General features: G+C 53.5%; 7 protein-coding genes. 5 read left to right on the top strand and 2 right to left on the bottom strand.

Annotated elements, in window-relative coordinates:
• The first annotated feature begins 63 nt into the window (after positions 1-63).
• Positions 64-3,396, top strand: coding sequence for a diguanylate cyclase (locus WBL83_RS15455; protein WP_424589980.1), 3,333 nt, complete (start codon positions 64-66; stop codon positions 3,394-3,396).
• 13 nt (positions 3,397-3,409) lie between these two features.
• On the opposite strand, the gene alkA is transcribed toward WBL83_RS15455, so the two are convergent.
• Complete coding sequence (gene alkA / locus WBL83_RS15450; protein ID WP_424589979.1) at positions 3,410-4,291, bottom strand: DNA-3-methyladenine glycosylase 2; 882 nt, start codon at positions 4,289-4,291, stop codon at positions 3,410-3,412.
• Positions 4,292-4,412: 121 nt separating this feature from the next.
• On the opposite strand from alkA, the gene yegD reads away from it, so the two are divergent.
• Positions 4,413-5,771 carry a molecular chaperone gene (yegD, locus tag WBL83_RS15445; RefSeq protein WP_424589978.1) on the top strand — a complete coding sequence of 453 codons (1,359 nt, stop codon included), beginning with the start codon at positions 4,413-4,415 and terminating at the stop codon, positions 5,769-5,771.
• 29 nt (positions 5,772-5,800) lie between these two features.
• Here yegD and WBL83_RS15440 read toward each other — a convergent pair whose 3' ends face one another.
• On the bottom strand, positions 5,801-6,097 hold the full coding sequence (locus WBL83_RS15440) for a helix-turn-helix domain-containing protein (RefSeq protein WP_424589977.1): 297 nt from the start codon (positions 6,095-6,097) through the stop codon (positions 5,801-5,803).
• 321 nt (positions 6,098-6,418) lie between these two features.
• Here WBL83_RS15440 and WBL83_RS15435 point away from each other — a divergent pair, with 321 nt between their 5' ends.
• The 3 genes from WBL83_RS15435 to mdtC are packed head-to-tail and all read left to right on the top strand — an operon-like array spanning position 6,419 to position 13,868.
• On the top strand, positions 6,419-7,666 hold the full coding sequence (locus tag WBL83_RS15435) for an MdtA/MuxA family multidrug efflux RND transporter periplasmic adaptor subunit (protein ID WP_424589976.1): 1,248 nt from the start codon (positions 6,419-6,421) through the stop codon (positions 7,664-7,666).
• Complete coding sequence (locus WBL83_RS15430; protein ID WP_424589975.1) at positions 7,666-10,791, top strand: MdtB/MuxB family multidrug efflux RND transporter permease subunit; 3,126 nt, start codon at positions 7,666-7,668, stop codon at positions 10,789-10,791. The genes WBL83_RS15435 and WBL83_RS15430 overlap by 1 nt, the downstream gene beginning before the upstream one ends.
• Positions 10,788-13,868 carry a multidrug efflux RND transporter permease subunit MdtC gene (gene mdtC / locus WBL83_RS15425; RefSeq protein WP_424589974.1) on the top strand — a complete coding sequence of 1,027 codons (3,081 nt, stop codon included), beginning with the start codon at positions 10,788-10,790 and terminating at the stop codon, positions 13,866-13,868. Before WBL83_RS15430 ends, mdtC begins: the two co-directional genes overlap by 4 nt.
• Positions 13,869-13,875 lie beyond the last annotated feature (7 nt).

Raw genomic sequence — 13,875 nt, 5'->3', positions numbered from 1 at the left:
ACTTATCTTTTTATTTGCATCCGGGCATGGCACCTGGCGGCACGCCTTAACGGATTTGCGGTAATGACCAAACAAAGCACAAAAGAGTTATTCGCGATGCCTTCCTTTGTACTGCCTCTGGGGTTGGGTTTTTTAAGTTTTATATTTACTTGTTACTCTCTTAAATTATCACTGGTTGGTACTGTTTTCGCGCCGTTGTGGTTCCCTACCTCTATCATGATGGTGGCATTATTCCGTAATCCATTGCGTCAATGGCCAATGGTGATTGTGGTCTGTGCGCTAGGAAGTTTGTGCGCTTCCGCAGTTTTACAGCCCGTACACGATATTAATCTCGGTTACACCCTAATCAATATTATTGAAGCGCTGATTGGTGCGTCATTAATGCGCCGCATGCTACCGGGTCATAACCCCCTGCAAAACCTGAGTAATTGGGTTAAGTTAGTATTTTGTAGCGCCCTGATCCCACCGATTATAGGCGGCTTACTGGCGGTATGGCTGGCGGGCCCGGATAGCGGAAGCCTGGCAAAAACCTTTTTTGTCTGGGTGCTATCCGAAACTATCGGGACACTGGCATTAGTACCGACTGCATTATTATTTAAACCCGATTATTTATTGCGTCATAAACACCCGAAATTATTACTCGAAACACTATTCACTTTAGTCATTACATTGACCCTTTCCTGGCTGACACTGCGTTATATGCCGTGGCCATTCACCTTTATTATTGTCTTTTTAATGTGGAGCGCGATTCGCCTGCCGCGCCTCGAAGCCTTTGTTGTTTTCCTCGGAACGTTAATGGTTGTCTCATTAATGATGGCAACAGACGGTCAGGTCGTGATGGAGCCCCATACCACGGTCATGAATAATGCGCCGTGGCTCCCCTTCCTGATGATTTTATTGCCTGCCAATGTCATGACGATGGTGATGTATTCGTTCCGTGAAGAGCGTAAGCACATTACGGAAAGCGAGGCGCGTTTTCGTAATGCGATGGAATATTCCGCCATCGGTATGGCGCTGGTATCGACTGACGGCCAGTGGCTGCAAGTCAATAAATCGCTGAGTAAATTCCTCGGATATACACCCGAACAACTCCGTTCACTGACCTTTCAACAAATCACCCATCCGGAAGATTTGCACGCCGATTTACAGCAGCTCAATATGTTGATAGGCGGCAGCATTAATAGTTATTCGATGGAGAAACGCTATTACACCAGTAAAGGCGATGTGGTGTGGGCGTTACTGGCGGTTTCTATCGTGCGCGACATCGACGCTTCGCCACTCTATTTGATCGCACAAGTAGAAGACATTAACGACCTCAAACATACCGAATGGGTAAATAAGCGGCTGATGGAACGCATCACGCTTGCCAATGAAGCCGGCGGGATTGGCATTTGGGAATGGGATCTGGTGAGCGATGTCATCAGCTGGGATAAACGCATGTTCGATCTCTACGAAGTCCCGGCACATGTGAAACCGACCTATGCTTTGTGGCTCAATTCTATCGTTGCTGAGGACGCGGCAGCCGCTGATAAAATCGTTCGCGATGGCCTGCGAGCCCGTGTTCCCTTCAAGCTGGAATACCGGATTCATGTTAAAGAAGGCATTCGTCATATTCGATCCCTTGCCAACCGCGTATTGAATAAAAATGGGGATGTTGAGCGCTTGCTCGGTATCAACATGGATATGACGGAAGTCAAACTGCTCAACGAAGCGCTGTATCAGGAGAAAGAACGCCTGCACATCACGCTGGACTCCATCGGTGAAGCGGTGATTTGTACCGACGTAGATATGAATGTCACCTTTATGAACCCGATAGCGGAAAAGCTCAGCGGCTGGCCGCAACAACAGGCTATCGGACAACACATTCTGACGATCCTCCATATCACCTTTGGCGACACCGGGCCGGTGATGGAAAACATTCATAGCGGTGATTATTCACGCACCACTATTGAACATGATGTGGTGCTGCATTGCCGTAACGGCGGCAGCTACGATATCCATTACAGCATTACGCAACTGACCACCCTCGATGGGCAAAGTATTGGCTCGGTGCTGGTTATTCAGGATGTGACCGAATCGCGTAAAATGCTCAAACAGCTGAGTTACAGCGCTTCGCACGATGGGCTGACCCACCTGGCAAACCGCGTCAGTTTCGAAAATCATCTCAAACGTTTACTGCAAAGTGCCGGAGAAAACCGTCAGCGCCACGCTCTGGTGTTCATCGACCTTGACCGTTTTAAAGCGGTTAATGACACCGCAGGCCATGCCGCCGGGGATGCATTACTGCGGGAGCTGGCCTCGTTGATGCTCAGCATGTTGCGCACCGGCGATTTCCTCGCGCGCTTAGGTGGCGATGAATTTGGTCTGCTGCTTCCGGATTGCTCGTCAGATAATGCTCGCCATATTTCTACACGTATCATCCAGAGCATTAACGACTATCACTTTACGTGGAACGGACGTTTACATCGTATTGGTGCGAGTGCGGGTATCACGCAAATTGATGCTGATAACCGCATTGCCTCTGAAGTGTTGTCTCAGGCGGATATTGCCTGCTACGCCTCGAAGAATGGTGGCCGTGGTCGGGTGACCGTGTTTGAATCTTCTCAGCATGCCATTCGCAAAGAGAACCAACATCTGCCGTTGGACGAGCAAAAACGTATCATCAACGAAAACCCTATCCTGATGATCGCCAAAGCCGTTGCGCCACCGCGTATTCCGGAATCGACCAGTTTCTATCTGCTGTCATTGCGTTTCTGGGGAAGTGACGACGTGGTGCTGGACGAAGCGATGTTCCGCGCGGCGGTGACCGACAGAGAGCTGCAATGCACCCTCGACCTGCGTATTTTCAATGAATTCTTCAACAAATTTGCCCAGCAGGTGACCAATAAAGGTTTTGGCGTAGCCCTTGGCCTCTCCTCTCACGGACTGGCCAGTGAGAAAGTTATCGACGAAATTCTGGAACGTTTAGCGGAAAGTTCGCTGCCTGCACGTCTGTTACACCTGATTATCCCGGATACCGCACTGCACAGTGAAGATGAAAAGATCGACCAGAACCTGCAACGCCTGCGGGATAATGGCTGCCATTTAATCCTCAGCCAGGTCGGTCGTGACCTCGACATCTTTAAACGCATTTCCCGCCAGAAGTTCAGCTACATCATTGTCGATGATGAACTGATTCAGAACGTGCATTGCAACCTGATGGACGAAATGATGGTGACGATTATCCATGGCCATGCCCAGCGTCAGTTCCTGCAAACCATCGCAGGCCCTGCCGATATGCCAATGGTGATGGATACGCTCTCCGGTATCGGTTTCGACCTGATTTATGGTGAAGCCGTCACCCAACCGGTTCCGCTGGAAATGTTACTGAATACCAGTTATTTCGCGATTAACTAATTCCCTTCGTCTTTCACGCTGCGGGTGCATTGGGAATCGGAATGCCATGGGTTAAATCTGGGAGCCAGCCGTCGCTATACCAGATATGCAATAACGCGTAGGAGCGCCAGGGTTTCCAGCGCTCCGCATAACGGCGGATTTGCGCCGGCGTCATGCCAGGAAACCGTTGCTTAATCAGGTAATCATCGGGTAAGAACACATCGCTTGCTTGCCAGCCACGCAAGGCTATGTAGTTTGCCGTCCAGCGGCCAATGCCCGGATAAGTGGTCAGCGCCTTAACCCCTTGTTCCACATCCGCAGGCGGGGTTAGCGGAAATTCCCCTGCCACCCTTAAACGCGCCAGATGGATAATCGCTTCACCGCGTTTCAGCGGCATTCCCAGTGCTTTGAGTTGTTCAGGGTTTAGCGATGCCAGGCGTTCGGGCGTCGGGAAAATCTTCCACTCCGGGTCTTCTGCAAGCGTCTCACCAAAGGCTTGCGCCAGTTTACTGGTGAGCTTTGCCGCCATCGCCACACTGACCAGCTGACCTAAAATTGCGCGGATTGACTGCTCGAAGGTATCCATGCAGCCCGGCAAGCGCAGGCCTGGACGTGCCGCCGATAAATCTCCCAGGCTTTCAAGAATGCTCTGCGGCTGGCATTCGAGATCCAACAGTTGTTTTATGCGCTGTAAAACTTCACCGGCGACCGGTTGTAACCCGGCACTTAAGGTCACGTTCAACTGACAAGCTGCTTCGTCGGGCTCAAGCGTCACTAATCCCTGGCAGTTATCGAGCGCAAAACTCCGGCAGTAACGAGTTTCGCTGACTTGTTCAATTGCAGTGACGGCGCGGCCTGCGAGAAAACCAAACATCCACTTCCAGTCATAAGGCGGGTGGTAATCCAACTGATACATTTTTTCGTCCTGTCGTTGAGTCGCGCCATTGATACAGCTTGAATTATGCAGGGTAATTCTATTGCCCGAAGGGAAACATTCCGCTAAAGTCGCCCCCCTTCTTCACCGGCATGGGTGCGTTATGCAATTTATAGGCTTTGATTATGGTACCGCAAACTGCTCTGTAGCAGTGATGCGCGATGGCGTTCCACAAGCGCTGGAGATGGAAAACGGTTCAACGTTGCTTCCTTCAATGTTGTGCGCACCCACGCGTGAAGCGGTCAGTGAGTGGTTATATCGCCATCACGAGGTTCCGGCAACAGGGACTGAAACGCAGGCCTTGCTGCGCCGCGCCGTCTCTTTTAACCGCGAAGAAGACATTGATGTTTTGCCAGGCAGCGTGCAGTTCGGGCTGAGTTCCCTGCGCCAGTATATGGAAGATCCGGAAGAGGTTTACTTTGTTAAATCACCGAAATCCTTCCTCGGCGCCACCGGCCTGAAACCACAGCAAGTCGCGCTGTTTGAAGATTTGGTCTGCGCGATGATGGTGCATATTCGCAATCAGGCGCAAAGCCAGGTTGCTGAGTCCATCACTCAGGCAGTGATTGGCCGCCCGATTAACTTCCAGGGATTAGGCGGTGACGAAGCGAACCAACAGGCGCAAGGGATCCTCGATCGCGCAGCACGTCGTGCCGGTTTTAAAGACGTGGTCTTCCAGTTTGAACCGGTTGCTGCGGGGCTGGATTTTGAAGCCACACTTACCGAAGAAAAACAGGTACTGGTTGTGGATATCGGCGGTGGTACCACCGACTGTTCAGTATTGCTGATGGGGCCACAATGGCGCGCCCGTCGTGACCGCGAACAGAGTTTGCTCGGCCACAGTGGTTGCCGTGTCGGGGGTAACGACCTCGATATTATGCTGGCATTTAAGCAGCTTTCTCCATTACTGGGGATGGGTGGCCAGACCGAGAAAGGTATCGCTCTGCCAGTATTGCCATGGTGGAATGCGGTGGCAATCAACGATGTTCCCGCGCAAAACGATTTTTACAGCAGCGCCAATGGCCGCATGCTCAATGAAATGGTGCGCGATTCGCGCGATCCAGAAAAAGTCGCATACCTGCAAAAAGTCTGGCGTCAGCGTCTGAGCTATCGCCTGGTGCGTGCTGCTGAAGAGAGTAAAATTGCCCTTTCAGACAGCCAAAAAGTTGCCACGCTGCTGCCATTTATCAGTAAAGAGTTGGGTTGTGAAATCAGCCAGCCTGAGCTGGAAAGTGCCATCAGCCAGCCGTTACAACGGATTCTCGAGCAGGTCACGCTGGCACTGGAAAACAGCGCCGTGAAACCTGACGTGATTTATCTCACCGGCGGTAGCGCTCGCTCACCATTGCTCAAACAGGCACTGGCTCAGCAATTACCGGGTATTCCGTTGGCCGGAGGCGATGATTTCGGCTCGGTGACCGCAGGCCTTGCCCGCTGGGCAGATGTGGTGTTCCGCGATTAACCCAACGCCGTGGGGAAACTCACGGCGTTTTAAATCTTGAAGACTTTATTGCCTTCGGGGAGTTGCACTAACAACGAAAGCTGCCCGCCCATTGCCTCGACGTAACGCTTAAGCGTTAGTACTTTTAGGTCATGACCCCGTTGTTCAATAGCGGCAATCGCCGGCTGACTCACCCCCATTTTTTCTGCGACCTGTTTTTGTGAGAGCGAAAGCTCTTCTCGCATTAATTGCAAACCTGTTTCCAGAACCATGACCTGCGCCATTTTCCAGATATCGGCCTGATCTTCAGGTGAAAATTCAGCTATTACATCCTGTAGTGTTTTCATTTATTTCTCTCCAGTTTGGCCAGGTGCAGAGAAAACCTCTTGCGCAGACTCAAAGGCTGCTCGTGATACCAATGATAAAAATCCTCAGTAAAGATTACTGTCCAGGTCATACGCTCACCTCATAAACTATAGTTTATTGATGAAAATTCAAACAGGATAGCATTCAACCGGATTCCTTCGAGTTACTACGCAAAAATCCACCATCCAGGATTAATCCATACAGTCCTTCATATTTCCTCCATTTTTCAGCCGCTTTCCCTCACTACACTAGTATCATTAGGCCTTGCCTCAAAATAATTCAGGATGAGAATACTTACACCTATGAAAGGCACGTTCACCGCACGTTGGTTATGGATTGCAGCCGCAGTCATTGTCGTTATCGCCGCCGTTTTTTACTGGCGCACCACCAGTTCCAGTAACGACACACCGGGTTCGCAATCTGAACAACGCCCTGCTGGCGGTCGGCACGGCATGCGTGGCGCGGCACTTGCGCCAGTTCAGGCAGCAACCGCGACCAGTGAATCGGTGCCGCGCTACCTGACCGGGCTTGGGACGATTACCGCCGCGAACACCGTAACGGTTCGAAGCCGTGTGGACGGGCAACTGCAGGCCATTCACTTCCAGGAAGGGCAACAAGTTAAAGCCGGTGATTTGCTGGCGGAAATCGACCCGAGCCAGTTCAAAATTGCGCTGGCGCAGGCCCAGGGCCAACTGGCAAAAGATCAGGCAACACTGGCTAATGCTCGCCGTGACCTCGCGCGTTTTCAGCAACTGGTCAAAACCAACCTGGTTTCACGCCAGGAACTGGACGCGCAACAAGCGTTAGTCAGTGAATCTGTCGGTACCATAAAAGCCGATGAAGCCTCGGTTGCCAGCGCACAGTTACAACTCGACTGGAGCCGCATCACCGCGCCGATTGATGGCCGTGTCGGTCTGAAACAAGTGGATGTCGGCAACCAGATTTCCAGCAGTGACGCCACCGGCATTGTGGTGCTGACCCAAACACACCCCATCGACCTGATTTTCACCTTGCCTGAAAACGACATTGCCACCGTGGTGAAGGCGCAGAAAGCCGGCGTGACGCTCAGCGTCGAAGCCTGGGATCGCACCAATAAACAGAAACTCAGCAGCGGATCTTTGCTGAGTCTTGATAACCAAATCGATGCCACAACCGGCACCATCAAACTCAAAGCGCGATTCAATAACGAAGACGATGCGTTGTTCCCCAATCAGTTTGTGAATGCGCGCATGCTGGTGGACACTCAACAAAACGCGGTAGTCATCCCTACCGCTGCGGTACAAATGGGCAATGAAGGCAACTTCGTTTGGGTACTCAACAGCGAAGATAAGGTCAGCAAACATCTGGTGACCGTCGGCATTCAGGACAGCCAAAAAGTGGTGATCACCGCTGGAGTTTCAGCCGGTGACCGTGTGGTCACAGACGGCATTGACCGCCTGACCGAAGGGGCGAAAGTGGAAGTGGTCGAGGCGCATTCGGCGACCTCAGCCCCCGTGTCAACCACACCTGAAGCACAGCCAAAACACAAACGTAACGGAGCGACTTCCTGATGCAGGTATTACCACCTGGCGCCACAGGAGGCCCATCGCGCCTGTTTATTCTGCGGCCAGTTGCCACCACCCTTTTAATGGTGGCTATCTTAATTGCCGGGATTATCGGTTATCGTTTTCTGCCGGTTTCTGCACTGCCCGAAGTTGATTACCCGACGATTCAAGTGGTGACGCTCTATCCGGGTGCCAGCCCGGATGTGGTGACATCGGCGATCACCGCCCCGCTTGAACGCCAGTTTGGGCAGATGTCCGGCCTCAAACAAATGTCTTCGCAAAGTGCCGGTGGCGCCTCGGTTGTAACACTGCAATTCCAGCTCACGCTGCCGCTTGATGTTGCCGAGCAGGAAGTCCAGGCGGCTATTAACGCCGCCACTAACCTGCTGCCAACCGATCTGCCCAACCCGCCGGTCTACAGCAAAGTTAACCCGGCGGATCCGCCGATTATGACGCTCGCCGTGACTTCAACCGCCATGCCGATGACCCAGGTTGAAGATATGGTGGAAACGCGCGTGGCGCAGAAGATTTCACAAGTTTCCGGCGTCGGTCTGGTGACGCTTTCTGGCGGCCAGCGCCCTGCGGTGCGCGTGAAACTCAACGCGCCTGCGATTGCTGCCCTTGGCTTAACCAGCGAAACCGTGCGCACCGCGATTACCAGCGCCAACGTCAATTCGGCAAAAGGTAGTCTGGATGGCCCTGACCGTGCCGTAACACTGTCCGCGAACGATCAAATGCAGTCTGCCGGGGAATATCGCAATCTGATAATCGCTTATCAGAATGGCGCGCCGATTCGTCTTGGGGATGTGGCAACGGTTGAGCAAGGTGCGGAAAACACCTGGCTCGGCGCCTGGGCAAACAAGCAGCCCGCGATTGTGATGAACGTGCAACGTCAGCCTGGCGCGAACATCATCGACACCGCCGACAGCATTCGTGCGATGTTACCCGCATTAACCAAAAGTCTGCCGAAATCGGTTGAGGTCAAATTACTCAGCGACCGCACCACCAATATCCGCGCCTCCGTCACCGACACGCAGCATGAGCTGATGCTCGCCATCGCCCTGGTGGTGATGATTATTTACGTGTTCCTGCGTAACGTTCCGGCCACCATTATTCCAGCTGTCGCGGTTCCGCTGTCGTTGATTGGTACGTTTGGTGTGATGGTGTTCCTCGACTTCTCAATCAACAACCTGACGCTGATGGCACTAACCATCGCCACTGGCTTTGTGGTGGATGATGCGATTGTGGTTATCGAAAACATCTCGCGCTACATCGAAAAAGGTGAAAAGCCGCTGGCTGCCTCGCTTAAAGGAGCCGGTGAAATTGGATTTACCATTATCTCGCTGACCTTTTCGCTGATCGCGGTACTGATCCCTCTGTTGTTTATGGGCGATATTGTTGGCCGCTTGTTCCGCGAATTTGCGGTCACGCTGGCAATCGCCATTCTGATTTCAGCGGTGGTCTCACTGACGCTGACGCCAATGATGTGCGCGCGCATGCTGAGCCACGAATCGCTGCGCAAACAGAACCGTTTCTCCCAGGCCTGCGAGCGCTTTTTCGACCGGGTGATTGCCGGTTACGGGCGCATGTTAACCCGCGTATTAAACCACCCGTGGCTCACGTTAGGTGTGGCTTTTGGCACCCTGGCGCTGACCATCGTGCTGTGGATTTTCATCCCCAAAGGCTTCTTCCCGATTCAGGATAACGGGATTATTCAGGGCACATTACAAGCGCCGCAATCGGTATCCTTTGCCAGCATGGCGCAGCGCCAGCAGCAGGTTGCCGATGTGGTGATGAAAGATCCGGCGGTAGAAAGCCTGACGTCGTTTATTGGCGTGGATGGCACCAACCCGTCGCTAAACAGCGCGCGTTTGCAAATCAACCTCAAACCGCTGAGCGACCGGGACGACCGCATTCCGGTGGTCATTAATCGCCTGCAAAATAACGTGGCAAAAGTGCCTGGCGTCGAGCTTTACCTGCAGCCGGTGCAGGATCTGACTATTGATACCACCGTCAGCCGCACGCAATATCAGTTCACTTTGCAGGCGACATCGCTTGAGGAACTCAGCACCTGGGTGCCGCAATTAACCGAAAAACTGCGCGCTTTGCCGGAACTGGCTGATGTCAGTAGCGACTGGCAGGATCAAGGGCTGGTGGCGTATGTGAATGTCGACCGGGCCAGTGCCAGCCGCCTGGGCATTTCGATGTCAGATGTGGATAACGCGCTGTATAACGCTTTTGGTCAGCGCCTGATTTCCACCATTTACACCCAGGCAAACCAGTATCGCGTGGTGCTTGAACACGATACCAGCACCACGCCAGGCCTGAGTGGGCTGGATAATATTCGTCTGACCAGTACCGATGGCGGCAGCGTGCCGTTAAGTAGCATTGCTAAAATCGAGCAGCGTTTTGCGCCGCTGACGGTCAACCATCTCGATCAGTTCCCGTCATCTACGTTCTCGTTTAACGTCACCAGTGATCATTCGCTGGGCGAAGCCGTGGAAGCGATTACGGCGGCTGAAAAAGATCTCGCGATGCCTGCGGATATCACCACCCAATTCCAGGGCAGCACCCTCGCCTTCCAGGCAGCGACAGGCAATACCATCTGGCTTATCATCGCCTCCGTAGTGGCGATGTATATCGTGCTCGGCGTGCTGTATGAGAGCTTTATTCACCCGATTACGATTTTGTCCACGCTGCCGACCGCAGGCGTCGGAGCCTTGCTGGCACTAATGCTGGCAGGGGCCGAACTGGATGTGATTGCTATCATCGGCATTATTTTGCTTATCGGGATCGTGAAGAAAAACGCCATCATGATGATCGACTTCGCGCTGGCGGCTGAGCGTGAACAAGGGATGAAGCCCTACGAGGCGATTTATCAGGCCTGTTTACTGCGTTTTCGCCCGATCCTGATGACCACACTTGCAGCACTACTCGGTGCGTTACCGCTGATGCTGTCAACGGGCGTCGGTGCTGAACTGCGCCGTCCGCTGGGCATTGGCATGGTGGGCGGGTTGCTGGTCAGCCAGGTGCTGACACTCTTTACCACGCCGGTTATCTATTTACTGTTTGATAACCTGTCCCATGCGGTGCGTCGCCGTTTTGGTCGTCGTGATGAGGAAATGCTGTGAAATTCTTCGCACTGTTCATCTATCGACCGGTCGCCACCATTTTACTGACCGTCGCCATCACGCTGTGCGGCGTGTTGGGCTTCCGTTTGCTGCCGGTAGCTCCGCTCCCGCAGGTGGATTTCCCGGTGATCATGGTCAGTGCTTCACTGCCCGGAGCATCACCTGAAACGATGGCCTCGTCAGTCGCCACACCGCTGGAACGCGCTCTTGGGCGTATTGCCGGTGTCAACGAGATGACGTCATCAAGCTCTCTGGGCAGCACGCGTATTATTCTCGAGTTTACTTTTGACCGTGACATCAACGGCGCTGCGCGTGACGTGCAGGCCGCGATTAACGCCGCACAAAGTCTGTTACCCAGCGGAATGCCAAGCCGCCCGACCTATCGCAAAGCCAACCCGTCAGACGCGCCAATTATTATTCTGACGCTCACCTCCGACACCTTTTCTCAGGGGCAGTTATATGATTTTGCCTCCACGCAACTGGCGCAAACCGTGGCGCAGATTGATGGCGTGGGTGATGTGGACATCGGCGGCAGCTCGCTCCCGGCGGTGCGCGTGGCACTCAATCCGCAAGCGCTGTTTAATCAGGGTGTGTCACTGGATGCGGTACGCGAAACCATTAGTAATGCCAACGTCCGCCGCCCGCAGGGTGCGCTGGAAGATAGCGCCCAGCGCTGGCAGCTACAAACCAACGATGAACTGAAAACCGCGGCGGAATATCAGCCGCTTATCATTCATTACAACAACGGCGGTGCGGTGCATTTAAGCGATGTCGCCACCGTGACCGACTCCGTGCAGGATGTACGTAACGCCGGGATGGCGAATGCGAAACCGGCCATTTTGCTGATGATCCGTAAATCGCAGGAAGCGAACATCATCGAAACGGTGGACAGGATCAGGGCAAAACTCCCTGAACTGCGCGAAACCATTCCGGCGTCGATCGATTTGCAAATTGCTCAGGATCGCTCGCCCACCATTCGTGCGTCGCTGGCTGAAGTTGAGCAATCTCTGGTTATTTCGATAGCCCTGGTGATTCTGGTGGTGTTCCTGTTCCTGCGCTCAGGCCGGGCGACACTTATCCCGGCGGTGGCAGTTCCGGTGTCGCTGATCGGCACGTTTATCGCCATGTATTTGTGTGGTTTCAGCCTGAACAATCTGTCGCTGATGGCGCTTACCATCGCCACCGGTTTTGTGGTGGATGACGCCATCGTGGTGCTGGAAAATATTTCGCGCCATCTCGAAGCGGGGGTGAAGCCTTTACAGGCTGCGCTGCAAGGGGTACGTGAAGTCGGCTTTACCGTGTTGTCGATGAGCCTGTCGCTGGTGGCAGTGTTCTTGCCGCTGCTGTTAATGGGTGGATTGCCGGGGCGATTATTTAAAGAGTTTGCCGTCACGCTGTCGGTCGCCATCGGGATTTCGCTGGTGGTGTCGATAACCCTCACGCCAATGATGTGCGGCTGGCTATTAAAGAACAAACCGCAGCACTCCCCTTCCCGCAACCGTGGATTTGGTCGCCTGTTAGTGGCGATGCAACAAGGTTACGGGCGCTCGCTCAAATGGGTGCTCAACCATACCAAACTGGTTGGGTTAGTACTGTTAGCGACCATTGCACTCAACGTTTGGTTGTATATCGCCATCCCGAAAACCTTCTTTCCGGAACAAGATACCGGCCGTTTGATGGGCAATATTCAGGCCGATCAGAGCATTTCCTTCCAGGCGATGCGCGGTAAATTGCAGGATTTCATGAAGATTGTGCGTGATGATCCTGCGGTCGAGAATGTGACTGGTTTTACCGGCGGTTCGCGGGTGAACAGCGGCATGATGTTTATTTCACTTAAACCGCTTTCTGAACGTAAAGAGACCGCGCAACAAGTCATCGACCGCCTGCGCAAATCGCTGGCGAAAGAGCCGGGAGCCAGCCTGTTTTTGATGGCAGTTCAGGATATTCGTGTCGGTGGCCGCCAGGCAAACGCCAGTTATCAGTACACTTTGCTTTCCGATAATTTGGCCGACCTGCGAACCTGGGAGCCCAAAATTCGCCAGGCGCTGGCAAAACTGCCGCAGCTGGCAGACGTCAACTCCGACAGCCAGAACAACGGTGCGGAAATGGATCTGATTTATGACCGTGAATCAATGGCCCGTCTGGGGATTAGCGTGTCAGAAGCTAATGCCTTGCTCAACAACGCCTTTGGTCAGCGTCAAATTTCAACTATCTATCAGCCACTTAACCAGTACAAAGTGGTGATGGAAGTGGATCCGCGCTATACCCAGGATATCAGCGCGTTGGACCAAATGTTCGTGATTAATAAAGACGGCAAGGCGATTCCGCTATCGTGGTTTGCAAAATGGCAACCGGCGAATGCGCCGTTGTCAGTCAACCATCAGGGGTTATCTGCGGCCTCGACGGTCTCCTTTAACCTGCCGACTGGCGTGTCGTTATCGGAAGCCAGCGAAGCGATTGACCGCACCATGACAGCACTCGGTGTGCCTTCAACCGTACGCGGGATGTACGCCGGCACCGCGCAGGTTTTCCAGGATACGATGAAATCCCAGGTGCTGCTGATTATCGCCGCCATCGCCACGGTGTATATCGTGTTGGGGATTTTGTATGAGAGCTACGTTCATCCGCTGACTATCCTGTCGACTCTGCCTTCGGCGGGGGTTGGAGCCCTGCTGGCGCTGGAATTATTTGGTGCACCGTTTAGCCTGATTGCGCTTATCGGTATCATGCTGTTAATCGGCATCGTGAAGAAAAATGCCATCATGATGGTGGACTTTGCCATCGACGCGCAGCGCAACGGCAATCTGCAACCGGAAGAGGCTATTTTCCAGGCCTGTTTGTTACGTTTCAGGCCCATCATGATGACCACCTTAGCAGCGTTGTTCGGTGCATTGCCGCTGGTGCTGACCAGCGGTGACGGTGCGGAACTACGCCAGCCGCTGGGGATAACGATTGTCGGCGGGCTGGTGGTCAGCCAGTTGCTGACGCTGTACACCACGCCGGTGGTGTATCTGTTCTTTGACCGTTTGCGCCTGCGGTTTGCACGTAAGCCCACTTCAGCAATCGCTGGCGGGTGACGCTACG

It is taken from the genome of Buttiauxella sp. (assembly GCF_049686335.1).
Lineage (GTDB): Bacteria > Pseudomonadota > Gammaproteobacteria > Enterobacterales > Enterobacteriaceae > Buttiauxella.
The sequence above is the reverse complement of the archived record's forward strand: the minus strand, read 5'-3'. Positions and strand labels throughout refer to the sequence as shown.